The organism is Microvirga sp. 17 mud 1-3 (assembly GCF_003151255.1).
In the GTDB taxonomy this organism is placed as follows: domain Bacteria; phylum Pseudomonadota; class Alphaproteobacteria; order Rhizobiales; family Beijerinckiaceae; genus Microvirga.
Genome location: NZ_CP029481.1, coordinates 1,747,186 through 1,771,427, shown reverse-complemented (window position 1 = coordinate 1,771,427; position 24,242 = coordinate 1,747,186). Strand labels below are relative to the sequence as shown.

General features: G+C 66.1%; 20 protein-coding genes and 1 tRNA gene. 11 read left to right on the top strand and 10 right to left on the bottom strand.

The window, feature by feature from the left end; genetic code table 11:
* The first annotated feature begins 84 nt into the window (after positions 1–84).
* Together C4E04_RS08350 and C4E04_RS08345 are read left to right on the top strand one after the other, a co-directional pair.
* The gene (locus tag C4E04_RS08350) at positions 85–1,041 is read left to right on the top strand and encodes an aldo/keto reductase (RefSeq protein WP_109596630.1); all 957 of its coding nucleotides are present in this window, start codon (positions 85–87) and stop codon (positions 1,039–1,041) included.
* Positions 1,042–1,272: 231 nt separating this feature from the next.
* Entirely contained in the window at positions 1,273–2,364 is a 1,092-nt protein-coding gene (locus C4E04_RS08345) for an alkene reductase (protein WP_109596628.1), read from the top strand.
* A gap of 9 nt (positions 2,365–2,373) precedes the next feature.
* On the opposite strand, the gene C4E04_RS08340 is transcribed toward C4E04_RS08345, so the two are convergent.
* Positions 2,374–2,928 (bottom strand): peptidase S14, encoded by a 555-nt coding sequence (locus C4E04_RS08340; RefSeq protein ID WP_162559322.1) that lies wholly within the window; start codon positions 2,926–2,928, stop codon positions 2,374–2,376.
* Positions 2,929–3,001: 73 nt separating this feature from the next.
* On the opposite strand from C4E04_RS08340, the gene C4E04_RS08335 reads away from it, so the two are divergent.
* Positions 3,002–3,181: a hypothetical protein gene (locus C4E04_RS08335; protein WP_109596624.1), complete on the top strand. Its 180-nt coding sequence runs from the start codon at positions 3,002–3,004 to the stop codon at positions 3,179–3,181.
* Positions 3,182–3,236: 55 nt separating this feature from the next.
* Here the strand turns inward: C4E04_RS08335 and C4E04_RS20860 are convergent, their stop codons facing one another.
* The 3 genes from C4E04_RS20860 to C4E04_RS08325 all read right to left on the bottom strand — a co-directional run bounded on the left by C4E04_RS20860 (position 3,237) and on the right by C4E04_RS08325 (position 4,949).
* The gene (locus C4E04_RS20860; protein WP_162559321.1) at positions 3,237–3,647 is read right to left on the bottom strand and encodes a hypothetical protein; all 411 of its coding nucleotides are present in this window, start codon (positions 3,645–3,647) and stop codon (positions 3,237–3,239) included.
* Between the two features lie 82 nt (positions 3,648–3,729).
* Positions 3,730–4,275, bottom strand: a complete 546-nt coding sequence (locus C4E04_RS08330; RefSeq protein ID WP_109596622.1) for a hypothetical protein — start codon at positions 4,273–4,275, stop codon at positions 3,730–3,732.
* The gene (locus tag C4E04_RS08325; RefSeq protein ID WP_109596620.1) at positions 4,272–4,949 is read right to left on the bottom strand and encodes a ceramidase domain-containing protein; all 678 of its coding nucleotides are present in this window, start codon (positions 4,947–4,949) and stop codon (positions 4,272–4,274) included. The genes C4E04_RS08330 and C4E04_RS08325 overlap by 4 nt, the downstream gene beginning before the upstream one ends.
* Positions 4,950–5,043: 94 nt before the next feature.
* Between C4E04_RS08325 and xth the strand changes: the two genes are divergently transcribed.
* Complete coding sequence (gene xth / locus C4E04_RS08320; protein WP_109600935.1) at positions 5,044–5,829, top strand: exodeoxyribonuclease III; 786 nt, start codon at positions 5,044–5,046, stop codon at positions 5,827–5,829.
* Between the two features lie 57 nt (positions 5,830–5,886).
* Here xth and C4E04_RS08315 read toward each other — a convergent pair whose 3' ends face one another.
* The 5 genes from C4E04_RS08315 to lipB all read right to left on the bottom strand — a co-directional run bounded on the left by C4E04_RS08315 (position 5,887) and on the right by lipB (position 11,668).
* Complete coding sequence (locus C4E04_RS08315; RefSeq protein ID WP_109596618.1) at positions 5,887–6,702, bottom strand: tetratricopeptide repeat protein; 816 nt, start codon at positions 6,700–6,702, stop codon at positions 5,887–5,889.
* Positions 6,689–8,419, bottom strand: coding sequence for a dihydroxy-acid dehydratase (gene ilvD, locus C4E04_RS08310; RefSeq protein WP_109596616.1), 1,731 nt, complete (start codon positions 8,417–8,419; stop codon positions 6,689–6,691). The genes C4E04_RS08315 and ilvD overlap by 14 nt, the downstream gene beginning before the upstream one ends.
* A gap of 400 nt (positions 8,420–8,819) precedes the next feature.
* A complete protein-coding gene (locus C4E04_RS08305) occupies positions 8,820–10,427 on the bottom strand; it encodes a carboxyl transferase domain-containing protein (RefSeq protein ID WP_109596614.1) in 1,608 nt (535 codons plus the stop codon).
* Between the two features lie 90 nt (positions 10,428–10,517).
* Entirely contained in the window at positions 10,518–10,844 is a 327-nt protein-coding gene (locus C4E04_RS08300; protein WP_109596612.1) for a hypothetical protein, read from the bottom strand.
* Between the two features lie 95 nt (positions 10,845–10,939).
* Positions 10,940–11,668, bottom strand: a complete 729-nt coding sequence (gene lipB / locus C4E04_RS08295; protein WP_109596610.1) for a lipoyl(octanoyl) transferase LipB — start codon at positions 11,666–11,668, stop codon at positions 10,940–10,942.
* Positions 11,669–11,925: 257 nt separating this feature from the next.
* On the opposite strand from lipB, the gene C4E04_RS08290 reads away from it, so the two are divergent.
* The 5 genes from C4E04_RS08290 to C4E04_RS08270 all read left to right on the top strand — a co-directional run bounded on the left by C4E04_RS08290 (position 11,926) and on the right by C4E04_RS08270 (position 21,600).
* Positions 11,926–12,010, top strand: a tRNA-Leu gene (locus C4E04_RS08290).
* Between the two features lie 272 nt (positions 12,011–12,282).
* Entirely contained in the window at positions 12,283–13,707 is a 1,425-nt protein-coding gene (mgtE, locus tag C4E04_RS08285) for a magnesium transporter (protein WP_109596608.1), read from the top strand.
* Positions 13,708–13,797: 90 nt separating this feature from the next.
* Positions 13,798–14,694: a GH25 family lysozyme gene (locus C4E04_RS08280; RefSeq protein ID WP_109596606.1), complete on the top strand. Its 897-nt coding sequence runs from the start codon at positions 13,798–13,800 to the stop codon at positions 14,692–14,694.
* 730 nt (positions 14,695–15,424) lie between these two features.
* On the top strand, positions 15,425–20,278 hold the full coding sequence (locus C4E04_RS08275) for an autotransporter domain-containing protein (RefSeq protein ID WP_109596605.1): 4,854 nt from the start codon (positions 15,425–15,427) through the stop codon (positions 20,276–20,278).
* 149 nt (positions 20,279–20,427) lie between these two features.
* Positions 20,428–21,600 (top strand): isovaleryl-CoA dehydrogenase, encoded by a 1,173-nt coding sequence (locus tag C4E04_RS08270; protein ID WP_109596603.1) that lies wholly within the window; start codon positions 20,428–20,430, stop codon positions 21,598–21,600.
* 10 nt (positions 21,601–21,610) lie between these two features.
* Here the strand turns inward: C4E04_RS08270 and C4E04_RS08265 are convergent, their stop codons facing one another.
* Positions 21,611–22,561, bottom strand: coding sequence for a DUF6454 family protein (locus tag C4E04_RS08265; protein WP_210204611.1), 951 nt, complete (start codon positions 22,559–22,561; stop codon positions 21,611–21,613).
* A 153-nt stretch (positions 22,562–22,714) separates the two neighbouring features.
* Between C4E04_RS08265 and C4E04_RS08260 the strand changes: the two genes are divergently transcribed.
* Both C4E04_RS08260 and C4E04_RS08255 read left to right on the top strand, forming a co-directional pair.
* Positions 22,715–23,419, top strand: a complete 705-nt coding sequence (locus tag C4E04_RS08260; protein WP_109596601.1) for a ribonuclease activity regulator RraA — start codon at positions 22,715–22,717, stop codon at positions 23,417–23,419.
* A gap of 24 nt (positions 23,420–23,443) precedes the next feature.
* Positions 23,444–24,241: a YdcF family protein gene (locus tag C4E04_RS08255; protein WP_109596599.1), complete on the top strand. Its 798-nt coding sequence runs from the start codon at positions 23,444–23,446 to the stop codon at positions 24,239–24,241.
* Position 24,242 lies beyond the last annotated feature (1 nt).

Here is a 24,242-nt window from a genome sequence, read left to right as displayed (position 1 = left end):
TTGGACAAGCATACGCCCAGTCACTCGAAATCCCCCTTGAGATGTCCGGGCCGTGATCCACATCGGCCGGAGCAGGAGATTGCAATGGAAAAGCGTCGCTTGGGTCGCTCCAACCTCATGGTTTCGCCCCTCTGCCTCGGCGGCAACGTCTTCGGATGGACGGCGGATGAACCGACATCGTTCAAGGTCCTCGATGCCTTCATGGAAGCCGGGTGCAACTTCATCGACACGGCGGACGTCTATTCCCGCTGGGTTCCAGGCCATGAAGGTGGCGAGTCGGAGGCCATCATCGGTAAATGGATGAAGGCCCGCGGCAATCGCGACCAGGTGATCATTGCAACGAAGGTCGGCTCCGAGATGGGTCCCGACAAGAAGGGCCTGTCGCGCGCCCGGATCATGGAGGCCGTGGACGAATCCCTGCGGCGGCTCCAGACAACCTATATCGATCTCTATCAGTCACACCGGGACGACCTTGAGACGCCGCAGGAGGAAACCCTGAGCGCCTACGGTGACTTGATCGCAAGCGGCAAGGTGCGCGTCATCGGCGCATCGAACTTCACGGCCGAGCGCCTCAAGGAGGCGCTTGCGATCAGCGCCCGGATGGGCCTTCCCCGCTACGAGAGCCTGCAGCCCCTCTACAACCTGTCCGACCGCGCTGCGTTCGAGCGCGACCTGGAGCCCGTGTGCCGCGAGAACGAAGTCGGCGTCATTCCCTATTACGCGCTCGCGGCCGGCTTCCTGACAGGCAAGTACCGCTCTGAGAAGGATTTCGGCAAAAGCGTCCGTGGCGCGAACATGGCGAAGTATCTCACCGACCGCGGGCGGCGCATCCTGACGGCCCTCGACGAAGTGGCCCTCCACCATGGCGCGAGTCCGGCCCAGGTTGCGGTGGCTTGGCTCATGGCTCAGCCCAGCATCACGGCGCCGATTGCGAGCGCCTCCCGTCCCGAGCAGCTCGACGACCTGATCGCCGCGACACGCCTGCGTCTCGACAAAGCTGCGCTGGAGCACTTGGGCAAGGCAAGCGCCGAGGTAGCCTGACGCCCCGTTGCTGTGCGGAATCAGCTCTCTCATGGCTGGTGCCGCACGATGGACTGGCTCGTGACTGAAAATCGCAGCGGTGGGGCCCGGCAAGACCGCGGCATCCATGCGCTCGGCGATACACATCCCGGACGGCGCGCATGGGAGGAATGCCTTGCGCTGCCCGGAAGTCTCCTTATGTCAAGCTGGCACGTGTTTTCGCAAATTCCACAGCCCTGAGAGGCAAAATCCATGTCCGAGAACCAAGACCCGCTTTTCCAGCCGTTCAGCCTCGGCGACCTCACCCTGCCGAACCGCCTCGTCATGGCGCCCCTCACGCGCAACCGCGCTGCCGAAAGAGAGGTGCCCGGTCCGCTCGCGGCGACCTATTACGCCCAGCGCGCCGGCGCCGGTCTCCTGATCTCAGAGGGCTCGCAGATCTCGCGCGAAGGCCAGGGTTATCTGAGCACGCCCGGTATCTATTCGCCCGAGCAGGTCGCCGGCTGGCGGAAGGTGACAGATGCGGTCCACAAGGCCGGCGGGCGCATCTTCATCCAGCTCTGGCATGTGGGCCGGGTCTCTCACGTATCGCTCCAGGAGAACGGCGCGGCCCCGGTCGGCCCGTCGGCGCTTCGGGCCAACACCAAGACATTCCTGTCGAGCGGCTTTGCGGATGTCTCGGAGCCGCGGGCACTCGAACTCTCGGAAATCCCGCGCATCCTGCGCGACTACGAGGCGGCAGCACGCAACGCTAAGGAAGCGGGCTTCGATGGCGTGGAACTCCACGGCGCCAACGGTTACCTGCTCGACCAGTTCATGAAGGACGGATCGAACAAGCGTCACGATGCCTATGGCGGATCGATCGAGAACCGGGCACGCTTGACGGTCGAGGCGGTCGAAGCGGTCCTGAAGGTGTGGGACAAGAGCCGCGTCGGTATCCGGCTGTCGCCGGCACCCGTGAACGATGCGGCCGATTCCGACCCGCAGGCCCTGTTCTCCCATGTGGTCGAGCGCCTCGACGGTTTAGGGATCGGCTTCATCCACATGATCGAGGGCGCCACCCAGGGCGACCGCAACGCGGTGCAGGTGGATTATGCCGGCCTGCGCAAGTCATTCCGAGGCGCCTACATCGCCAATAACGGCTACGATCACGCCATGGCGAGCGAGGCCGTTGCCAGCGGCCGTGCCGATCTTGTGGCATTCGGCCGTCTCTACATCGCCAATCCGGACCTCGCCGAGCGCTTCCGCCTGAACGCGCCGCTCAATGCGCCGGACCGGGCGACGTTCTACGGCGGCGGAGCGGAGGGCTATACGGATTATCCGTCGCTTGGACAGGCCGCCTGAGGCCCGGCCTCACAGGATACCCGCGATAAGGCCACGGCTCAGGGCTTCTTCGGCCGAGAGATACCAGCTGGTCTCGGCGAGGCGGAAAATCTCCTCTTCGCCGACATCGCTGCCGGCGATGAGCTCGACGAAGCCCTCCCGTTCAAGGCGTACGCCGATCTCGAGCTGTGCGAGCATGTCCTTTGCGATCTGGATGCTCGTGGAGAGGGAGCCGGTGAAATGGATGTGCTTGTCCATGCGGCGACCATGGATCAGCAGGACCGTATCCCGGGTCAGGTAGCGGTTGGCGCGCGGGAATGCCGCCATGATCGTGACGCCCGAGGAATAGACTACGGTCTTACCGAGAAAGAAAAAGTCCTGCCCCGTGCGCTTGCGCGCAAGGCGAACCTCCAAGGCGATGCGGCGTCCCACATCCGCGTCACCCCCGAAGGTCATCAGCTCCACGACCACGGGCCGCCCCTCCGGGACCTTGTTCAGCTTGTCCTGGAAGTCGTGGAACATGGCATCGTCCACGGAGCCGTAGAGGCAGATATCCGGCTTTGCGAGATGCGGCCCATCGGGCATTTCGGCCCCCGAAACGAAGAAGCGGGGCTTCAAAGCCCCGCTTCGAAATTCGTTCCAAAGAGTGCGATCAGCGTTGCCGACGCTCCTCCTGTTTCTGACGGCCGCCGCCCTGACGCTGACGATCCGCGTTCTGCTGCTGACGCTGCTCTTCCTGGCGTTGGCGGTCCTGGCGTTGCTCGTCCTTGCGATCTGGCATGAGTGTTTCCTCGGTTGCATGGAGCCTGGCTCCATGAAGGAAACACCGTTGCGCTAGGATTGTTCGAGCGAAGCCGTAAATTCCCGTCTCGCAGGCGAAGAGCCAAAGCCCGTCAGCAGCCGTTGCAGATCCCGCGCCGCACCCGCTGGTCGATCTCCCGACTGCGTCGAGCCAGGGCATCTTCCCGCTCTGTGGGCGCAAGCGCGGACGGGTCCGTCGGGCGTCGTACGCTGGGGCCGCCAACACCCGGACCGGTCGAGCCGGTCGTGCCTGGTCCTGCATCAGTTCCGCCGGCCGCAGGTGCACCGCTGCTTCCTTGCGTCCCGGGAGGCGGGATGGGAGCCGTCGGCGTGACGGGCGAGGACCCAGGCGAGGCGGAACTCCCCGCTCCCGGGGAGGAACCCGAGGATGTGGAAGACCCTCCAGCCGCGCCGGACGCTCCTCCGGAGCTGCCGCTTTGCGCCATGGCCGTGCCGGCCAGAACAAGGCCCGCAAGGGCAGCCGTCAGGGGAAGGTATCGCATGGCCTCTCTCCCTTACCGTTCAGGGATCAACGTACCAACCCTGCCAAGGTTTCGATCCTAGGGCAGCCAAAGGCGCCCGGCGTCAGGCGCGGCTCCAGATATTCAGGGTGACGGGTCCCCGCGGGTCGAGGATCTGGCGTTCCCCCGGGACGAGCCCTGCTCCACCCAGAACAGCTTCGGCGCTCGCGCCGCGGTCGCAGGCTGAGAACAGGGCGACGCCGCCGGGGATCCGGACGCCTTCCGCCCGGGTCAGGTGAAAGGCCGTGTAGCCGATGGCAAGGAACAGGTCGAAGACCCTCCGGCCGCCCGGGACGGCGATGCGCCCGCCTGCGGGAAGAATGGTCCGAACGGCATCCTCCCAGGGCTTCGCCTCTGGGTTCCACCACCAGCCATCCGCGCGCCGCTCCAGCCCCGGTACCGAGGACGACACGACGATGCGCAACCGCCCACGTGGATTGGGGTGAGCCTCATGGCCCAGGCGCCCGAGCACGGTCGCGGCCGAACGGTCGAGCTCCGCCTGGAAATAGGCCCAGTCCGCCTCGCTGCGCAGGGCCTCAGGCATCCGCCCCTCCGCATCCGCGATGCGGTCGTCATCGGACACGATGGCATAGCCGTGGATCTCGATCATCGGGTCTCCTTCCTCCCGTGCACAACGGCCGCCTCCATGAGAATCGCGAGCACGACCGCGTTGAGCACATGCCACAGGAAATGCGTTCCCGTCGGCAATGTCGTGCAGAGGAACCGGTCGAGGGAGCGGAACGTCAGGGAGATGGCGAACACGGCAGCAGCCGTGAGCAGCGTCCTTCCGGCTTCCCGCTCCTTCCCGGCGAGACAGGCGAGCCCTACGCCCAGAAGAGCGGCCGCGGCCGGCACATAGCCGAGAGAGCCGTTGAGCGTCACCTGTGGGAAGACGCTGCGCCAGAGGGGCTCGAACCCGATGTTGAAGGCCATGAACGCGGCGGTCGCCAGAATGGCCGCGGTGGGCCTGAGCCGCAGGTAACGACCCATCGCCAGGAGGAAATAGCCGTAGATGAAGACCGCAATCGGCACCACGTCGGCCAGGAGCGCCCAACGCTCGGCGACGGTGTGGAAGAGAAAGCTCCCGATGCCGACCACCGCCGTCACGGCGATGAGCCAGAGAACGGCCACGTCCCGCCCGCCTGCCCTGCGCCATTGGACGAAGGCGTAGACCGCCGCCAGCAGAAAGGCGGCGTTCGTGACGGCGTTCAGGGGCTCGGACCAGAAGGACGGGTCAGTCCGTTCGCAGTAATTGTCGACCGGGGCGAACCAGGAGGCCGGCATGGAGAGCATCCGTGTTGATGGATTCCGGTTTTACCTTGCCAGCCTTGGGCGAACATCCGATGAAACGGCTTGGAAAGACGATGCGAGAGAGACGATGAGGATCGCCACCTGGAACGTCAATTCGATCAAGCAGAGACTGGACCACCTCGTCACTTTCGTAAAAAGCGCCGAGCCGGACGTCCTCTGCCTGCAGGAACTGAAATGCATGGACGAGGCGTTCCCGAGGAGCGACGTGGAGGCCCTGGGCTACAACGTCGTCACCCACGGGCAGAAGGCCTATAACGGCGTCGCGATCCTATCCAAGCGCCCGCTCGAGGACGTCCGCCGCGGCCTGCCGGGCGACGAGACGGACGAGCAGGCCCGCTATCTCGAAGGGGTCGTCTCGACCGAAAGCGGCGTGGTCCGGGTGGCTTCGATCTATCTGCCTAACGGCAATCCCGTCGACACGCCGAAATTCGATTATAAGCTCGCCTGGATGGACCGGCTCACGGCCCATGCGCAGCGCCTCCTCGCCCTGGAGGAGCCGTTGGTGCTCTGCGGGGACTACAACGTGATCCCTGAGCCGGAAGATGCGGCCGACCCGGCCGCCTGGCTCAATGACGCCCTCTACCGCCCGGAGAGCCGGGCCAAGTTCCGCACCCTCCTGAATCTCGGGTTCGGCGATGCGGTGCGGACCTGCAACGACCAGCCTGGCCTCTATTCTTTCTGGGATTACCAGGCCGGCGCCTTCCAGCGGAACAACGGTATCCGGATCGACCACCTGCTCCTCTCGCCGCAGGCGCAGGACCGGCTCCGAACGGCCTCCATCCGCCGGGAGGTCCGCGGCTGGGACAAGCCGTCGGACCACGTCCCGGTCATGGTAGATCTGGATATCGACTGAGGTGCAGGAATGCCCGCGAGCGGGCGTGAACGCCGAATTCCGTTTAGATCCAGAACGTTAGTGGCGTGACTGGATGTATTGCTCGAGCAACGCGAGGGCGAGCTTGCGGTCGCTCTCGCCCGCATTCGAGAAGGCATCGTCGTAGAGCTTCGCGATCCACTGGTCCTTGGCGGGATCGATCGCCTCACGGGCGAGCGTCAGCCACATGAGACCCCTGGCCCGCTGCCGCGGCACGCCCTGCCCGGTGATGAGCAGATGGCCGAGGACCGCCTGGGATGGGTGGTGGCCCTTTTCAGCCGCGAGGTTCAGCCAGCGCGCGGCCAGCCGCACGTCCTTCTCGACTCCCGTGCCCTCCATGTAGAGCCGGGCCAGGTTGTACTGGGCATTCGAGTCGCTGAAATAGGATGCGGCGTAGTTGAACATCTCCACGGCCCGCGTCGGATTTGCGGCCACGTAGGACCCCTTGATTCCGTCGAGGAAATAGGTGCCCAAAGCCACGAAGGCGCTTGAGATCACCGGAGCGTTCGGGGAATCCGGGCTCTCGTCGGCATTCTGGTCCGCGAGCTTGGAGAAATATTCGAAGGCCTTCAGGTCGTCGTGCTGCACGCCGTCCCCATCGGCATACATGCGACCGAGCTTCCAGAGGGCGAGCGTGTGCCCCTGGCCGGCTGCATATTCCAGCGCCTGCACGGCGCCGAGCTTGTCCCCGGCATTGTAGTCGCGCATCCCGGTGCGCAAGGCTTCGCGCACCGAGCCGTATTTCGTCGCCGGCATCAATGGCTGCGGACGCGGCGCTGCATCGAGCGCTAGGGCTGCGCCAGGGCAGAAGACGGCCGCCCCCAAAACGACGGCAATGAGTCTAGACGTCCGCATAGGTTTCTTTTTCTGCGGCGCCGCCCGGATGGGTCACAGCCCCATCCCGCGCAGGCCCCACGGTTTGCGCATATTTCCAAAGGTAGCCGGAGGCGGAACTCGTCTCGCGCGGGCGCCAGGCGGCGCGGCGACGGGCCAGTTCCTCCTCGGAAAGTTCGACATCGATGGTGCCCCGGACCGCATCGATCGCGATGATGTCCCCATCCTCGAGGAGGCCGATGGGTCCGCCCACGGCAGCTTCCGGCCCCACATGGCCGATGCAGAAGCCGCGGGTCGCTCCCGAGAAGCGGCCGTCGGTGATCAGGGCCACCCGGTCTCCCATCCCCTGCCCGTACAAGGCTGCCGTGGTCGAGAGCATCTCGCGCATACCGGGACCGCCGCGCGGCCCCTCGTAGCGGATCACGAGGACCTCGCCCTCCCGATAGCGCCGGTCGGACACCGCCTGGAAACAGGCTTCCTCGCCGTCGAAGACCCGTGCGGGCCCGCGGAAGGTCTGCTTGTGTCCGGGGATCCCGGCCACCTTCACGATGGCGCCTTCGGGTGCGAGGTTGCCCTTGAGGCCGACGACACCGCCCGTCGGGGTGATCGGCTGGTCGGCGGGCCGGACCACGTCCTGGTCGGGGTTCCATTTCACGGAGGCGAGGTTCTCGGCCATGGTGCGGCCCGTAACCGTCAGGGTGTCGCCGTGCAGGAAGCCGTTATCCAGCAGGGTCTTCATGAGGAGCGGCACACCGCCGGCCTCGAACATGTCCTTTGCGACGTAGCGGCCGCCGGGCTTGAGATCCGCGATATAGGGGGTGCGCCGGAAGATCTCGGCCACGTCGAAGAGATCGAACTTGATGCCGGCCTCGTGAGCGATGGCCGGAAGATGCAGGGCCGCGTTCGTCGATCCGCCGGAGGCGGCCACGACGGTCGCGGCGTTCTCCAGCGCCTTGCGGGTGACGATGTCGCGCGGGCGGATGTTCCGGGCGATGAGCTCCATCACCATCTCGCCCGCCATGGCGCAGAACCGGTCGCGAATTTCATAAGGCGCCGGGGCACCGGCCGAATAAGGCAGCGCCAGGCCGATGGCCTCGGACACGGTCGCCATGGTGTTGGCCGTGAACTGCGCGCCGCAGGCCCCGGCGGACGGACAGGCGACCTGCTCCAGCTCCGTCAGGTCCTCGTCGGACATCTCGCCGACCGAATACTTGCCCACCGCCTCGAAGAGATCCTGCACCGTAACCTGGCGGCCACGGAATGAGCCCGGCAGGATCGAGCCGCCATAAATGAAGATCGACGGCACGTTGAGGCGCACCATGGCCATCATCATGCCCGGAAGGGACTTGTCGCACCCGGCCATGCCCACAAGCGCATCGTAGGAGTGGCCGCGCATGGTCAGCTCGACCGAGTCGGCGATGACCTCACGGGACGGCAGCGACGCCTTCATGCCCTGGTGGCCCATGGCGATGCCATCGGTCACCGTGATGGTGCAGAACTCCCGCGGCGTGCCGGACGCGGAGGCGACGCCCTTCTTCACGGCCTGGGCCTGGCGCATGAGGGAGATGTTGCAGGGGGCGGCCTCGTTCCAGCAGGTCGCGACGCCGACGAGCGGCTGGTCGATCTGCTCCTTCGTCAGGCCCATGGCGTAGAGGTAGGAGCGATGCGGAGCGCGAGCCGGCCCTTCCGTCACATGACGGCTGGGCAATCGCGACTTGTCGATCCGGCGCGCATCCATTGCGTGTGCTCTTTCCAGTCCGGCCCTTCACCCTAGTTACGTTCGGTTACGGAACTTAGGATGATCTGCCACGTGCCGCGCCTTGGACGCAACGACTCCCGAAAGCAAAAGCCAAGAAGGCTTAATGCTCTGCTGCTCGCGGTCGCTTTGTCGTAAAGCCTTGGGTTAGAAGCAGTTTAGCCTGGGTCCTGAGGTGAGCTTCGTTTATGGCGGCATCTTGGCGGAGCTTGGGCCAAGATGGGCAGGAACAGGAAGCTTTATGGGTGTTGCGGCCCGGCAACATTTTTCAGGCCACTTCCGTCTTCTTTTCGGCTCTTCGGAGCTGGCTGCGCAAGACTTGTGGAGACTTGCGCAGGACAAGATCAAACCATGGGCAGGCCCGCCGGCGGCGAGCGAATCGCTACATCCGGAAGACGCCGAACCGCGTCTCGGGGATCGGAGCGTTCAGGGCGGCCGAGAATGCAAGCGCCAGGGCGCGACGCGTCTCGGAGGGTAGGATGATGCCATCGTCCCACAGGCGCGCGGTGGCGTAGTAGGGACTCCCCTCCTCCTCGTATCGGCGGCGGATCGGGTCCTTGAAGGCTTCCTCCTCGCCGGCGCTCCAGGCCTTGCCCTCGGCCTCGATATTGTCGCGCCGCACGGTCGCCAGGACACTTGCGGCCTGCTCGCCGCCCATCACGGAGATACGGGAATTCGGCCAGGTGAACAGGAAGCGCGGTGAATAGGCCCGCCCGCACATGCCGTAATTGCCCGCGCCGAAGGAGCCGCCGACCAGGAGGGTGATCTTCGGCACCTGCGCGCAGGCGACCGCGGTCACGAGCTTGGCCCCGTCCTTGGCGATGCCGCCCGCCTCGTACTGGCGGCCGACCATGAAGCCCGAGATATTCTGGAGGAAGAGGAGCGGAATGCGCCGCTGGCAGCACAGCTCGATGAAGTGGGCGCCCTTGAGGGCGCTCTCCGAGAACAGGATGCCGTTATTGGCAATGATGCCGATGGGCATGCCCCAGAGGCGGGCGAAGCCGGTCACCAGGGTCGTGCCGTAGAGACGCTTGAACTCGTCGAACTCCGAGCCGTCCACCAGCCGGGCGATGACCTCGCGGATGTCGTATTGCTTCTTGAGGTCCGTCGGCACGATGGCGTCCAGATCCTCGATGGAATAGCGCGGCTCGACCGGCTCGGTGAGATCGATATCGACGCTCTTTCGCACATTCAGCGTACCCACGATCCGGCGGACGATCGCGAGAGCATGGACATCGTCGGTGGCGTAATGGTCCGCCACGCCGGACTGGCGGGCATGGACATCCGCGCCACCCAGGTCCTCGGCCGAGACCACCTCGCCGGTGGCGGCTTTCACAAGTGGCGGACCGCCGAGGAAGATGGTGCCCTGGCGCCGCACGATCACGGTCTCGTCCGACATGGCCGGCACATAGGCACCGCCCGCTGTGCACGAGCCCATGACGCAGGCGATCTGCGGGATGCCGAGGGACGAGAGCGTCGCCTGATTATAGAAGATGCGCCCGAAATGCTCCCTGTCCGGGAAGACCTCGGTCTGGTGAGGCAGGTTCGCGCCGCCCGAGTCGACGAGATAGATGCAGGGCAGCCGGTTCTCGCGGGCGACCTCCTGGGCGCGGAGGTGCTTCTTCACGGTCATCGGGTAATAGGTGCCGCCCTTGATGGTCGAGTCGTTGCAGACGATCATCACCTCGCGCCCGGCCACGCGCCCGATGCCCGTGATGATCCCGGCCCCATGGATCGCGTCGTCATACATGCCGTGGGCCGCAAGCCCGCCGAGCTCCAGGAACGGCGCGCCGGGATCGAGGAGGCGCGTCACCCGCTCCCGCGGCAGGAGCTTGCCCCGAGCCAGATGCCTCTCCCGCGCCTTGGCCGGGCCGCCCTCGGCGACCGCGGCCCGCCTGCCCGCGAGCTCACGCGACAGCCCCGCCCAGGCCTCCCGGTTCGCACGGGCGGCATCGGAGGTCAGATCGGCAGATGTGGGGATGACAGGCACGTCGTCGGATCCTTGCGAAAATGCCGATGACGCGCGGCCTCCGGCCCTGCGGAAGCCGAGCGGCTCGGACGGCCGTTCTCCTGCCCGATATTAGCCCTTCGCGCGGATGACAACCGTCTCGCGTGCGGGCCCGGGGCCGCAGCGATAGGCAATGCCGCGGACAAGGAGCCAGTCGGCCAAGCGCTGCTGGAGATAAAGATGGGTCCCGCCCAGGGCCACGGTCGCCTCCAGCATGGATTGGGTGGCGGAGCCGAAGCCGGGCGTCGTCGGAACCGTGGGGCTGACCTCGGCCAGCCGGGTGCAGAACCGGACGTCGGCGGGCGAATCGACGATGTGGATGGCCTCCGTCGGGGTCGGGGTATAGGCGCATGCCGAAGCGGCCAGGGCGACGAGGGAAGCGAGAAGCGCGCGATGCATGGATTATCCGCCGATGATCAACCGTTCGGACAAGCTTAGAGCATGAAGCCCGCTTGGGGAGGACTCCCGGCGCCTGAGCGGTGGAAAACCCGACCCTAGTTGCCGGAAAGCAACGGCGCTTCGGCGCGCTCGGTGGGGCCGAAGATCTCCTCGAAAGTCCCGCGCAGGACCGCATCGACCTCCGGCATGGTGACCGGAATGCCCAGATCCACGAGGCTCGTGACCCCATGCTGGCGGACGCCGCAGGGCACGATCCCGGAGAAATGGGACAGGTCGGGCTCCACGTTGAGGCTGATGCCGTGAAAGCTCACCCAGCGCCGGACCCGGATGCCGATGGCCGCGACCTTGTCCTCGACGGAAGCGCCCTTCTCGGGCCTGCGCACCCAGACGCCGACCCGGTCCTCCCGCCGCTCTCCCCGGATGTTGAATTCGGCGAGGGTCGCGATCAGCCAGGCTTCGAGGGCGGCCACGTAGCGCCTCAGATCTGGTTGGCGCCGCTTGAGATCGAGCATCACATAGGCGACCCGCTGGCCGGGACCGTGATAGGTGTACTGCCCGCCCCGCCCGCTCTGGAAGACAGGAAACCGGTCGGGCTCCACCAGATCCTCCGTCCGGGCGGAGGTGCCGGCTGTGTAGAGCGGCGGATGCTCCACGAGCCAGACCAGCTCGGGCGCCCTCCCGTCCGCAATGGCGGCCGCTCTCGCCTCCATGAAGGCCACGGCCTCGTCATAGCCTGTGAGCCCCTCGGCAATCGCCCATTCGACAGGCGCGGAGCCGGCTGCGGGCAGGAAGGAATCGACGAGATGATCGCGAAGGCTCGACACGGTTTAATTCCTCGGCCGGGTGGAAGACCGGCGCCGTTGTGGTCCCGGAACAGATATGGGGTCAACCATGACTTTCCGAGTGGACGAACCCGAACGGGGCCGCTATAGGAGCCCGGCCCGACCGGTGAAACTCACCCTGCGGAAAGCCGAACTTCGGCACCGTCGAGAAGTCTTCACCGGATGGGCTTGCGGTGGCGCAATCGATCTTGTATAGCCACCGCCGCGTCAGGGGAAACACCCCTGGCTTCGAAGGTTTCGCGGTCGTGGCGGAATTGGTAGACGCACTACCTTGAGGTGGTAGCGGGGAGACCCGTGGAGGTTCGAGTCCTCTCGACCGCACCAAACCTTCGAGCGCTCTCGAGGCGCAACAAAAAAGGCCCCTAACGGGGCCTTTTTTGTTGCCTGGGCGCGGTTGTCATCGGGCCGTGAAGCCGCTTCACTCGTCTTTGCAACCGCTTTGTCCGAATCCTTCATGCGCCGGCTCAGCTTCGAGAAATGGCTGAACCGGCTTTGGGGAAACGCTGCCAACCAACTCGTTCCTCCGGTCTTCCGGCGATTGTGTCCATGCGGACGCGCGCCTAAAAGGCCGTCGGACCTCTTCAGGGGAAAGGCTCATGCAGGACGTCGACCACCGGACGCCGCCTCCCTCGCCTCCTGGCGTGGCAATGGATCCCTTGAGCTTCCGGGACGAGAACGGCGAGGTCGATTCCGCCTTCCTGGAGGCCGTGAGCCTGGCCATCCGGACCTCCGACAAGGAGCGCCTGCAGCATCTGGTCGACGATTTCCACGAATCCGACCTGGGCGATCTCATCGAGGCCCTGGAGCCGGAGGACCGCCCTCGCCTCATCGAACTCCTGGGCTCGGCCTTCGACTTCACGGCCCTAACGGAAGTGGACGACGCCGTCCGCGAGGAGATTCTCGAGGAACTCGAGACCGCCACGGTGGCCGAAGGCGTCCGCGACCTCGATTCGGACGACGCGGTCACGATTCTCGAAAGCCTCGACGATGACGAGAAGGCGGAGGTGCTCGGCCAGCTCCCCGCCATCGAGCGCGTGGCCATCCAGCGCTCGCTCGATTATCCGGAAGACAGCGCCGGCCGGCGCATGCAGACGGAGTTCATCGCCGTCCCGCCCTTCTGGACCGTAGGGCAGACCATCGACTTCATGCGTGAGACGGCCGATTTGCCGGACACCTTCTACGAGATCTTCGTCATCGATCCGGCCGGCCATCTCCTTGGAGCCGTGCCCCTCGACCGGCTTTTGCGCAGCAAGCGGCCGACCACGATCCAGGGGATCATGACGGACGAGCCCGACCGGGTGGAGGCCACCGCGCACCAGGAGGAGGTGGCGCGCCTGTTCGAGCGCTACAACCTCGTCTCCGCCGCCGTGGTGGACGAGAGCAACCGGCTCGTCGGCGTCATGATGGTGGACGACATCGTCGACGTCCTGGAGGAGGAAGCCGACGCGGACATCAAGGCGCTCGGCGGCGTGAAGTCCGACGAAGAGCTCTCGGACAACATCTTCTACACCCAGCGCAGCCGCTTTCCCTGGCTCTTCGCCAATATGTGCACGGCCCTGGTGGCCGCCAACGTGATCAACCTGTTCGAGGAATCCCTGGAGCGGATGGTGGCCCTGGCGATCCTCATGCCCATCGTCGCCTCCATGGGCGGGAATGCCGGGACCCAGACCATGACGGTTGCGGTGCGCGCCCTCGCGACCCGCGAACTGGGACGCGCGAATGCCTGGCGCATCATCCGCCGCGAGGCGATGGTGGGCGTCCTCAACGGGGTCGCCTTCGCGATCATCATGGGCATCATTGCGGCCATCTGGTTTCAGACGGCCCAGATCGGGCTGGTGATCGGGCTCGCCATGATGTGCGTCCTGCTTTTCGCGGCCCTCGGCGGGATCTTCGTGCCCTTGACCCTTAACCGGTTTGGGGTCGACCCGGCGGTCTCGTCCGGCCCCTTCGTGACGAGCATCACGGATATCGTGGGTTTCTTCTCCTTCTTGGGAATAGCCACGCTGTGGTTTCGCCTGTAAAACTCGTTTCGGATCCGTTTTCGCAATGATCTGTTAAGGTCATTGGGTCATCGGTGATGTGATAGGTAAAGCGTACTGACTGTGAAGCCGATGCCCCGCCGTCGCACCACCCGCCGTTCGAAGAAAGCCATCCCCCTTTCCCGTGTCGCCCGGGTGCTCCGGTTTGCGGCCGCGACAGCGCTCGCCTTTGGCGTAGCCTCCTGCGCGATCGCCCCGTCGAGCCGCTATCCGGCCAAGAGCGATGCCAAGCCCCATGCGGGCGTGGCCTCCGCCCACCGGCTGCCGGTCCATGGGGTGGACATCTCGAAATGGCAGGGCAAGGTCGATTGGGCGGCCCTGCGCCAGGCCGGGACCAAGTTCGCCTTCATCAAGGCGACCGAGGGCGGCGACCATGTGGACAACCGCTTCCTGGAAAACTGGTGGGGCGCCAAGAACGCCGGCGTTCCGCGCGGGGCCTATCACTTCGTCTATTGGTGCCGGCCCGCTCATGAGCAGGCGGCCTGGTTCAAGAAGAACGTTCCGCAGGATCCAGATGCGCTTCCGCCCGTCCTCGACGTGGAATGGAACGGCGAATCGGTGAACTGCCCCAAGAAGGTGCCGCGCGAGCAGGCCCTTGCCATGATCGACGTCCTCCTCAAGGAAATGCAGGCCCATACGGGCAAGCGGCCGATCATCTATACGGACATCACGTTCCATAAGGAGATCCTCGAGGGCGAGTTCCACGACTATCCCTTCTGGATCCGCAGCGTCGCGGCCGAGCCGCACGAGCGCTACAGCAACCGCCGCTGGACCTTCTGGCAGTTCACGACCACCGGCCGCGTGCCCGGTGTGACGGGCGACGTGGACCGCAACACGTTCTACGGCACCGAGAACCAGTGGCGCATGTTCGTCCAGAGTTCCTGCGACCCGCGCGATCACAGCCAGCTCAAGGCAACCGGCGTCTGCCGCGATCTCGACCCGGTTCAAACGGCGAGCATCGACGAGTAGGCGCTCCTTGCCCAGCCGGCGTTGAAAGTCGAACCATCTCGGCCGGACTGACCGTCGCTTTTGCACGGAGAGCGTACTGCGTCACCGCGTTGCAGGTCAGGCACTGGGAGCATTAGCCCGACAGTTGCCGCAGGGTAACATATTAGAAAAAAGTCTTCTCCCTCAGCTTATCGGAAGTAGGAGACAAGGCATTTTGTCTTCATATTCCCACGGCCCGGGAGAGCATCGCTGATTTGCTCCCCGACGCAGTTAGGGAATGGCACGACATTGCTGTCAAAGCATGTCCGCATAGGTCTTTAGGGCCTCTCATATACGGCTGTCCCCTTCACGGTTCCCGGCGAGCAGCCGAAGAGCCGAACTTATGAACAGAGGCCGGGGGCGCTAGATGGTGAGAGCAAAGAGAGAGTCGTCTGCCGGGTCTTTGGGGCACGGACTGGCGGCAGCCTTGGCATTGCTCGAAACGGGTGGTGGCCCGGCACGGGCAGGCAGAAGCCGCTCTCGCCGAAATATGCGCCGGCCCGCCCTTCTGTTATCCGCGTCGACCTTGGCTCTTCTGTCGATGCCTATAGGCGCAAATGCCCAGACCAACTACGTCATAAATGGCCCACTCTTGGGAGGAAACGGCGAGGACGGCTCATATGGGAACGGCGGCCAGGGCGGCAATGACGGCAACTCCTTAGGAGGGGGCGGAGGCCGAGGTGGCAACGGTGGCAATGGCGGCTTCGGTGCCATGTTGGCTCCTGGCGGCAATGGGACCGACGGTACCGGTGGCGGCCGCGGCGGCAGTCAACCCGCCGATGGAGGAACCGCTACGGGCGGCGCCAATGGTGGCGGCGGGGGCGGAGGCTTTGCCAACCTCAGCGGTCAACAGGGCGGCGGCGGGGGCGGAGGCGGCGGAAGCGGCATCGGCCTTTCTGGATGGGTAACAATCTATAACTATAACACCATCACGGGCGGCAATGGCGGCAACGGTTTTCAGTTCAATGGCGTTTACGGAGCTGGCGGCGGCGGCGGCAACGGCATCACGCTGAATGCGGCGCATTCGTCGGAAATCTTCAACGATGCCAGCGCCACGATAGCCGGGGGTAACGGCGGCTTGGGAAGTACCACACCAGGTGCGGGCGGCGGTGGCGGCGACGGCATCTCGGTCGCCGGAATCGGCGTCAGGATCTCAAATTACGGCGGCGTCTCCGGTGGGTTCGGTGGCTTCGCTGCAGGTCCGGACGGAAATGGCATCACGCTCCTCGGAGATTATGGTCTCATCCTCAACGCCGGGACCATCGAAGGGGCAACCGGCATCGCCGTGGTCGGCAACCGCAATACGATCACTAATCTCGGCTCGCTCACGGGCCGAGGTTTGATGGGCGTGAGTTTGAACGGACAGAACAACCGGCTCGAACTTTATGGCGGCAGCACGATTACGGGCCAAGTGACGGCGACCGGAACCGGGAATGTCTTGGCATTTGGAGGCCCCACCAACGCGAGTTTCAATACTGCCCTGCTGGGAAGCGGCGGCCAGTACGTGGGATTTGATTTTTTCGAGAAGACCGGTACCGGCACGCTGACCCTCTTCGGGAATAACACCTATTCTGGCGTGACGACGGTCAACCAAGGGACGCTCCGGGCCGGGTCAGCCGGGTCGATGTCTGCCGCAAGTGCCATGACGGTGGCTGCCGGCGCTGTGGTCGACCTCGCCGGCTTCGACCAGGAGATCGGCTCCCTTGTGGGTGCAGGCAATATCCTGCTCGGCACGGGCACGCTGACCACCAGCCGTAACGGCTCCAGCACGACATTTTCCGGCAACATTTCCGGCACCGGCGGCCTGATCAAGCAGGGCACCGGCACCCTGACCCTGACCGGCGCAAGTACTTTTTCCGGCGGCACGGCCTTATCGGCCGGCACTCTGGCGGTGGGCCACAGTGCCGCGCTCGGGACTGGCGCCCTGAACATGGCCTCCGGGACGACGCTGCAAGCGACGGCGGCTGGGCTGACCCCTGCCAACCCGATCACTCTGGCCAGCGGCATAGGCACCATCAACGATCAGGGCAACCTGATGACGCTGTCCGGCACTATTTCCGGCAACGGCGGCCTGACCAAGCGGGGACCCGGCACCCTGACCCTGACCGGCGTCAACACCTATCTCGGCGGCACGACCGTGAGTGGCGGCTCGTTGGCCGCCAACGGCACAGGTACACTGGGCTCCGGTCCAGTCAACGTCAATGGCGGCTTCCTTCAGCTCCGGAACGGCTTCGATGCCAGCGGCATGGTCTTCTCGACCGCCAATGGCTACACGTACTTCCTCGGAACCAGCAACGCGGGAACCGCCACGCTCACCGCAAATGCCGGCGGCGTGACGTCGTTTCAGGAGGGCAGCAACGCCGGCAACAGCGTCGTGACCACCAATGCCGGTGGTCTCACCGAGTTCTTTGGGTGGAGCACCGGAGGCAATGCGCGGCTGATCAACAATGCCGGAGGCGTTGTCGACTTCTCTGGCAGCTTCGGCCCAGCCTTCGACCGAAAGCTGACGGCGGGCTCAATCGAAGGCAATGGCACCTTCCGCCTCGGCGCGAATGAGCTGACGGTCGGCGCTAACGGCCGGTCGACCACCGTCGCTGGCGTAATCCAGGATGGCGGAATGGGCGGCGGAATCGGCGGCTCTCTGACCAAGTCCGGCACCGGCACGCTCACGCTGTCCGGCGAGAACACCTATACGGGCCTCACGACCATCCAGGCCGGCACGCTGCAGATCGGATCCGGCGGCACCTCGGGCAATCTGGCCGGCGATGTCGCCAACCAGGCCACGCTTGCCTTCAACCGCTCCGATGCCTGGAGCTTCGCCGGTGACATTTCCGGATCGGGGCGCGTCCTCAAGCAGGGCATCGGCACACTGACCCTGACGGGCGCCGGCTCCTATAGCGGCGAGACGGTGGTTTCGGCCGGTACGCTCGCGAGCGGCGCTGCGGGCGCCTTCTCGGCCCTCTCCGACTTTACGGTCGATGCGGGCGCCACCCTCGCCGTCACGACGGGCGACGAAGCGGTCGGGTCCCTCTCCGGCGCCGGTACCGTGACCATCGCGGGCGGCGCGTCGCTGACGACCGGCCTGTCCGACAAGGCGACCACCTTCGCGGGGTCGTTCCTGGGCGCCGGATCGCTCGCCATCGACGGCACCGCGACGGCCATGACGCTGACCGGCAACAGCGAGATCGGCGGCAACCTCGACATCTGCAGCTGTGGCGACGTGAACCTCCGGGGCAGCTTCAAGGCCCATGGCGACGTGATGGTGGCAGGCGGCACCCTGACGGTCGAACAGGGCGGCCATCTCGACGGCGGGTCCGTACAGGGTATCGGCACCCTGACCCTCGCGGATGGCGGTCGTGTAACCACGCCGCAATTCGCCTGGATCGGCGGCACGGTCACGATCACCGGGGCAGGCTCGCTGCTGAGTGCCGACATGGCCCAGGTCAGCGGCGGGATCGGCGATCTCGACTTCAACATCCTGAACGGCGGCCGCATGACGACCACCGGCGACATGGCGCTCCTGGCCATGACCGGCTACGGCAATGTGTCTGTGCGCGGCGCCGGCTCCAGGCTCGATGTCGGCGGCACCCTCGCGGTCGGCGATTCCACGATTGGAGTTCCCGACGTGGATGTCCTCACGCTGGCCGATGGCGGCCGCGTCAGCGCCGGCACGATCATCGTCGGAACGGACGGCGCCCTGCGGGTCGGGACCGGCGGCGCGGGCGGGATCCTCTCCACCTCCCGCCTCGTCAATGACGGCACCCTCGCGTTCAACCATACCGACGCGCTGACCTTCGATGCGCCGATCGAGGGCGGCGGCTCACTCCTCAAGTCCGGATCGGGCCGCCTTGCCCTGACCGGCACCAGCACCCTGACCGGCCCAACCTATGTCCAGGCCGGGCAACTGGCCGTCAACGGCTCGCTCGCCTCCTCGCCCGTCACGGTGACGGGGGGCACGCTGTCCGGCACCGGCACGGTGGGGCGGCTTAGCCTGCAGAGCGGTGGCACGGTGGCACCGGGCAATTCCATCGGCACCCTGAATGTCGCCGGTCCCCTCTCGTTCGGCCCCGGCTCGTTCTATGCGGTCGAGATCGACGGCGCCGGCCGCTCCGACCGCATTGCCGTCACCGGCACCGCCACGCTCAACGGCGGTACCGTGCAGATCCTGCCCGACCAGGGCATCAACTTCCTGGCCGACCATGCCTACACCATCCTGACCGCCCAGGGCGGGCGCACCGGCACCTTTGCGGGCACCCAGAGCACGGACTTTGCCTTCATCACGCCGACGCTCGGCTATACGGCTGATGCGGTCACGCTCACCATGGTCCGCAAGACTGTGCCGCCAACCCCTCCGGCTCCGCCTCCGCCGGTTCCCCCGGCGCCGCCTGTGCCGGTTGCCTTCCACACCGTGGCCGTAACGGAAAACCAGTATCACACCGCCGATGCGGTCGAGGCGCTCGGGGCCGGCAACCGGCTCTACAACACTGTGCTCGGATCGACCGTCGCGGGCGCGCGCCAGGCCTTCGATGCGCTCTCGGGCGAGGCGCACGGCTCGGCCGTGACGGCGGGCTATGCCCAGGCCGGGCTGATCCAGACCACCCTGCTCACCCGCCTGCGCCAGCCGCTCACGTCCCTGCCGCTGCTCGCCCAAGGCGCCTACGGCGCCGCCTTCGCGGCCGATCGGCCCGGCCAAGCCGTGGCCCCGGTCGCGGTGGTGCCGCAGCCCATCGCCCCGCGCTATGCCCTGTGGGGGGAAGGCTTCGGGGCCCGGGGCAAAACCCGCTCCGACCGCAATGCCGCCGCGCTCGACACCTCCACCGGCGGCTTCCTGATCGGCGCCGATGCCCAGGTCACCGACGGCTGGCGCCTTGGCCTTGCCGGCGGCTATCTGCGCACCGCGCTCGATGTCGATGCCCGCCTCTCCTCCGGCTCCAACGAGAGCGTGTTCGGTGCCCTCTATGGCTCCGGCCAATGGGGCGCCCTCACCCTGCGCCTCGGCGCGGCCTATGCCCGCCACGACATCGACTTGAGCCGCACCATCACGTTCCCGGGCTATGCCGATGCGGTCAAAGCCTCCTATGACGGTTCGACCCTGCAGGCCTTCGGCGAGCTCGGCTACCGGCTCGGCTTCGGCGCGCTGGCGCTCGAGCCGTTTGTCGGCGCGTCCGTGCTGCGGCTGTCGACCGACGGTTTCCAGGAGCAGGGCGGGGCTGCCGCGCTGACCGGGTATGGGCGGACCTATGATCTCGGCACCACGACCGTGGGCTTAAGGGCCGAGGCGCGCTTGAGCGAGACGGTGCCGCTGACGCTGAGCGGCCTGCTCGGCTGGCGGCATGCCTATGGCGATGTGGCGCCCGAGGCGCTGCTGGCCTTTGCGGGCGGAGCCTCGCCGTTCACGGTGGCGGGCGTGCCGGTCGACCGGGATGCCTTGGTGGCCGAGGCGGGTCTCGACTGGCGGGCCTCGGAGGCGATCAGCTTGGGCGTCAGCTATGCCGGGCAGATCGGCGCACGGGCGCAGGAGCACACCGTCAAGGGCAACTTCGTCTGGCGCTTCGGGACCTATTGAGATCGAGAGGCCGCCTCCGGGCGGCTTTTTCGTCCCCCACTTTTCTTCTTGAGACCGCTTGAAAGGGGCAGCATTGCTGACCAAAATGTCCCCATAATAAGCCATCCCGCTCGCGCGGCCGCGGATCGTGATGGAGGTGGGAGGAAAGCATGCTTCGGAACATCGAGAAGACCTTCAATTTCGACCTCGGCGAGACCGCCGAGGCGATCCGCGAAACCGTCCGCGACTTCACCCGGGACCATATCGCGCCCCGCGCCCAGGAGATCGACCAAACCAACACGTTCCCGCGCGATCTCTGGCCCAAGATGGGCGAGATCGGCCTGCACGGGATCACCGTGGAGGAGGAATACGGCGGCATCGGCCTCGGCTATCTTGAACACGTGATCGCCATGGAGGAGGTCTCCCGCGGCTCGGCCTCCGTGGGGCTGTCCTACGGGGCCCATTCCAACCTCTGCATCAACCAGATCCGTCGCAACGGCAGCGACGAGCAGAAGCGCCGTTACCTTCCTCGTCTCATCTCCGGCGAACATGTGGGCGCGCTCGCCATGTCGGAGCCCGGCTCGGGCTCGGATGTGGTCTCCATGCGCACGGAGGCCGAGAAGCGCGGCGACCGCTACGTCATCAACGGCAGCAAGATGTGGATCACCAACGGCCCTGTGGCGGACGTGCTGGTGATCTACGCCAAGACCGATCCGGAGGCGGGCTCGCGCGGCATGACGGCCTTCATCGTCGAACGGGGCTTCAAGGGCTTTTCCACCCAGCAGAAGCTCGACAAGATCGGCATGCGCGGATCCGATACCTGCGAGCTCGTCTTCGAGGATTGCGAGGTGCCGGAGGAGAACGTGCTCGGCAAGGTCGGCCGCGGGGTCAACGTGCTCATGTCCGGCCTGGATTACGAGCGTGCCGTGCTGGCGGCGGGGCCGCTGGGCATCATGCAGGCCTGCATGGACGTGGTCCTGCCCTACATCCACGAGCGCAAGCAGTTCGGCCAGCCCATCGGCAGCTTCCAGCTCGTGCAGGCGAAAGTCGCGGACATGTACGTGACCATGAATGCCTGCAAGGCCTATGTCTACGCGGTCGCCAAGTCCTGCGACCGGGGCGAGACCACCCGCGAGGACGCGGCGGGCGCCATCCTCTATGCGGCCGAGAAGGCGACCCAATGCGCCCTCGACGCCATCCAGCTCCTCGGCGGCAACGGCTATATCAACGATTATCCCACCGGCCGCCTGCTGCGGGACGCCAAGCTCTACGAGATCGGCGCCGGGACGAGCGAGATCCGGCGCATGCTGATCGGGCGCGAGCTGTTCGAGAAGACCGCGTGAGAACGCGCCGCTACTTCACCTCGGCCTCGTAGATGTAGAGGGTCGACTTGTCGTCCTCGGGCATGAAATAGCCGCGGATGCCGGCGTCGCTCGTCTCCATCCAGACCGGGTTGTGGGTCATGTCGTAGCCGGAGGCGGTCCAGAGGAGGATGGGGGTCTGGAAGAGCGGGCGGCCGTCCGTCAGGCTCACCAGGTCGAGGCCTCCGAGCCGGAAGAGCGGACCCTCCGTGGTCACCCGCATCTCCGTGACGCCGGAGCAGAGCATCCGGTGGCTGCCGGCATATTTGCAGTCCTGGTAGTCGAGATAATGGGATGTGTTGAGCTTCCTCAGTTTCTCAGGCGCCTCGTCCGCATTGGTGGGCTTGCCGTCCTGCCCGAGGGGCCAGCGGTAGAAGCGCCGGGAGCCCCAGCTGACCCCGTGGAGCGAGTTGTCGTCCGTATCGTGGACTAGGCCGCCGATATGGTCGTTGAAGCGGAACATCTCGGTCGCCTGCATAGTCTGAGGATCGACCCGATAGATGATGGAGCGACTGTTGGGCCGGTATTCGGCGACCGGCACCCAGATATAGCGACCGTCGTAGTCGATGCCGCCCGGATGATAGACCGCGCCCTCGCCGAGGGTGATCTCGGACACGAGGTTGCCCTTCAGGTCGATCTTGAACAGATGCGCGACGCCCTCCCCCGTATCCCGGTCGAACCCGTCCACGGGCTGCGGGAAGCGCTTGGTGGGGGTCTTGATCTCGACGGACGAGACGTAAAGCGCGTCGCCGATCTTCACCATGCCCTGCGGGTGAAAGGTCGGGAAATTGATCGGCACCGCCTCGACGGGCTTCCACTGGGTGCTGCGCGAAAGCTTCATGACCCGCTCGGCGAGGAGATCGCGGTTGCCATCGGCCGCCCAGGCGGCGGAGGCCGTCGCGGCCACGGCGAGAGCTGCGAGACAGGCGGACACACGGCGCATCGATCGTTCTCCGGTTCAGGAGCCGTCCCTTGGGCGGCCGCCTTCTGTTTTGGAGCACGGCAACGCATCGACAATGTGACGGCCGGCTTTTTCCCGGTTGGCGAAGCGCTCTTGCAAGCGGTATGAGTGCGTAACATCCGAAAGAGAGAGCCCATGACCCTGGACAAAGCCATCGCCGACGCCCTGCGCGCATCCTCCACCGCCACGTTGACGACGGTCCTTCTGAAGAAGGGGATCCGGCGCTGCTGGATGCAGGGCCCGGTGCCCATGTTCAACGCCCCGGAACGGCTCGTCGGACGGGCCTTCACCCTGCGCTTCGTGCCGGCCCGCGAGGACCTGGCGACGCCGGAATCCTGGTCCTCCCCCCGCTCCACCCGGGCGGCCATCGAGGACATGCCGGAAGGCTGCATCGCGGTGGTCGATTCCATGGGCGTCACGGATGCGGGCATTTTCGGCGACATCCTCACGGCACGCATGAAGAAGCGCGGCGTCACGGCGCTCGTGACCGACGGTGTGGTGCGCGATGCGGTCGGAGTCGAAGGCACCGAGCTTCCCGTCTGGTGCGCCGGCGCGGCGGCGCCTCCCTCGGTGGCCGGGCTCACCTTCGTGGGCTGGCAGGAGCCCATCGGCTGCGGCGGCGTCGCGGTCTTCCCGGACGACGTGATCGTCGCTGACGGAGACGGCGTTGTCGTGATCCCGGCCGCCATGGTCGAGGAGGTGGCGAAGGCCGCCGTCGAGCAGGAGCGGCTCGAACTCTGGATCATGCGCGAAATCGAAAAGGGCGTCCCCCTTCCCGGCCTGTATCCGCCCAATGCGGAGACCAAGGCCCGCTACGAGGCCGAGATGGGCCGCTCGTAAGCGACTGAAGGAGAAAGGCGGGCCGTGTTCTATTACGCCTCGAAGATCGTCTGGTTCTTCGCGACTCCGTCGAACCTGCTCGTCAGCCTCGTGCTCCTCGGGCTCGTGCTGGGCCTCACGCGGCGCTGGCGGCGGCTTGGCATGGGCTTGGCCCTCACGGCCGCCGTAGCGACCCTCGCCCTCGGCCTTTTGCCGATCTCCAGCGCGCTCCTGCGGCCGCTGGAGGAGCGCTTCCCGGCCTTCCGTGATGACGGGACGCCCGTGACCGGGATCATCCTCCTGGGCGGCGCCGTGGAGGCGGCCGATTCCCTCTCGCGCGGCAGCCTTGTGGCCAATGAATCTGCCGAGCGCGTGCTCGACACTATCGCGCTCGCGCACCGCTATCCGAAGGCGAAAATCCTGATCTCAGGCGGTGGCGGCACGGTCTTCGGCCAGGGCGCCGCGGAGGCGCCCATCATCGCGGATTACCTCACGTCCATCGGCATCGACGCGACACGCATTATCGTCGAGGACCGTTCGCGCACCACGGCCGAGAACGCGACCTTCACGCGCGAGCTGATCGACCCGGAAGGTGGAGGACGCTGGCTTCTCGTCACGTCCGCCTGGCACATGCCCCGCGCCATGGGCGTCTTCCGCAAGGTGGGGCTGGACGTGACCGCCTATCCGGTCGATTTCCGCACGGGCACGTCGGAGGATGCCCTGCGTCCTTTCGCATTCGTGTCGGACGGGCTGCGCCGGCTGGACGTTGCCACCAAGGAATGGGCCGGCCTCATCGCCTATTACGCCGCGGGCCGGACCGGCACCCTCCTGCCCGGCCCCTGAC

Bases quoted from the DNA above. Each gene is read 5' to 3' on its own strand.
- mgtE (WP_109596608.1), top strand. From the start codon at position 12,283: ATGCAGGACGTCGACCACCGGACGCCGCCTCCCTCGCCTCCTGGCGTG.
- C4E04_RS08315 (WP_109596618.1), bottom strand. From the start codon at position 6,702: ATGCGGACGTCTAGACTCATTGCCGTCGTTTTGGGGGCGGCCGTCTTC.
- xth (WP_109600935.1), top strand. From the start codon at position 5,044: ATGAGGATCGCCACCTGGAACGTCAATTCGATCAAGCAGAGACTGGAC.
- C4E04_RS08275 (WP_109596605.1), top strand. From the start codon at position 15,425: ATGTTGGCTCCTGGCGGCAATGGGACCGACGGTACCGGTGGCGGCCGC.
- C4E04_RS08260 (WP_109596601.1), top strand. From the start codon at position 22,715: ATGACCCTGGACAAAGCCATCGCCGACGCCCTGCGCGCATCCTCCACC.
- C4E04_RS08300 (WP_109596612.1), bottom strand. From the start codon at position 10,844: ATGCATCGCGCGCTTCTCGCTTCCCTCGTCGCCCTGGCCGCTTCGGCA.
- ilvD (WP_109596616.1), bottom strand. From the start codon at position 8,419: ATGGATGCGCGCCGGATCGACAAGTCGCGATTGCCCAGCCGTCATGTG.
- C4E04_RS08350 (WP_109596630.1), top strand. From the start codon at position 85: ATGGAAAAGCGTCGCTTGGGTCGCTCCAACCTCATGGTTTCGCCCCTC.
- C4E04_RS08280 (WP_109596606.1), top strand. From the start codon at position 13,798: ATGCCCCGCCGTCGCACCACCCGCCGTTCGAAGAAAGCCATCCCCCTT.
- C4E04_RS20860 (WP_162559321.1), bottom strand. From the start codon at position 3,647: ATGCGATACCTTCCCCTGACGGCTGCCCTTGCGGGCCTTGTTCTGGCC.
- C4E04_RS08345 (WP_109596628.1), top strand. From the start codon at position 1,273: ATGTCCGAGAACCAAGACCCGCTTTTCCAGCCGTTCAGCCTCGGCGAC.
- C4E04_RS08270 (WP_109596603.1), top strand. From the start codon at position 20,428: ATGCTTCGGAACATCGAGAAGACCTTCAATTTCGACCTCGGCGAGACC.
- C4E04_RS08325 (WP_109596620.1), bottom strand. From the start codon at position 4,949: ATGCCGGCCTCCTGGTTCGCCCCGGTCGACAATTACTGCGAACGGACT.
- C4E04_RS08340 (WP_162559322.1), bottom strand. From the start codon at position 2,928: ATGCCCGATGGGCCGCATCTCGCAAAGCCGGATATCTGCCTCTACGGC.
- C4E04_RS08265 (WP_210204611.1), bottom strand. From the start codon at position 22,561: ATGCGCCGTGTGTCCGCCTGTCTCGCAGCTCTCGCCGTGGCCGCGACG.
- C4E04_RS08330 (WP_109596622.1), bottom strand. From the start codon at position 4,275: ATGATCGAGATCCACGGCTATGCCATCGTGTCCGATGACGACCGCATC.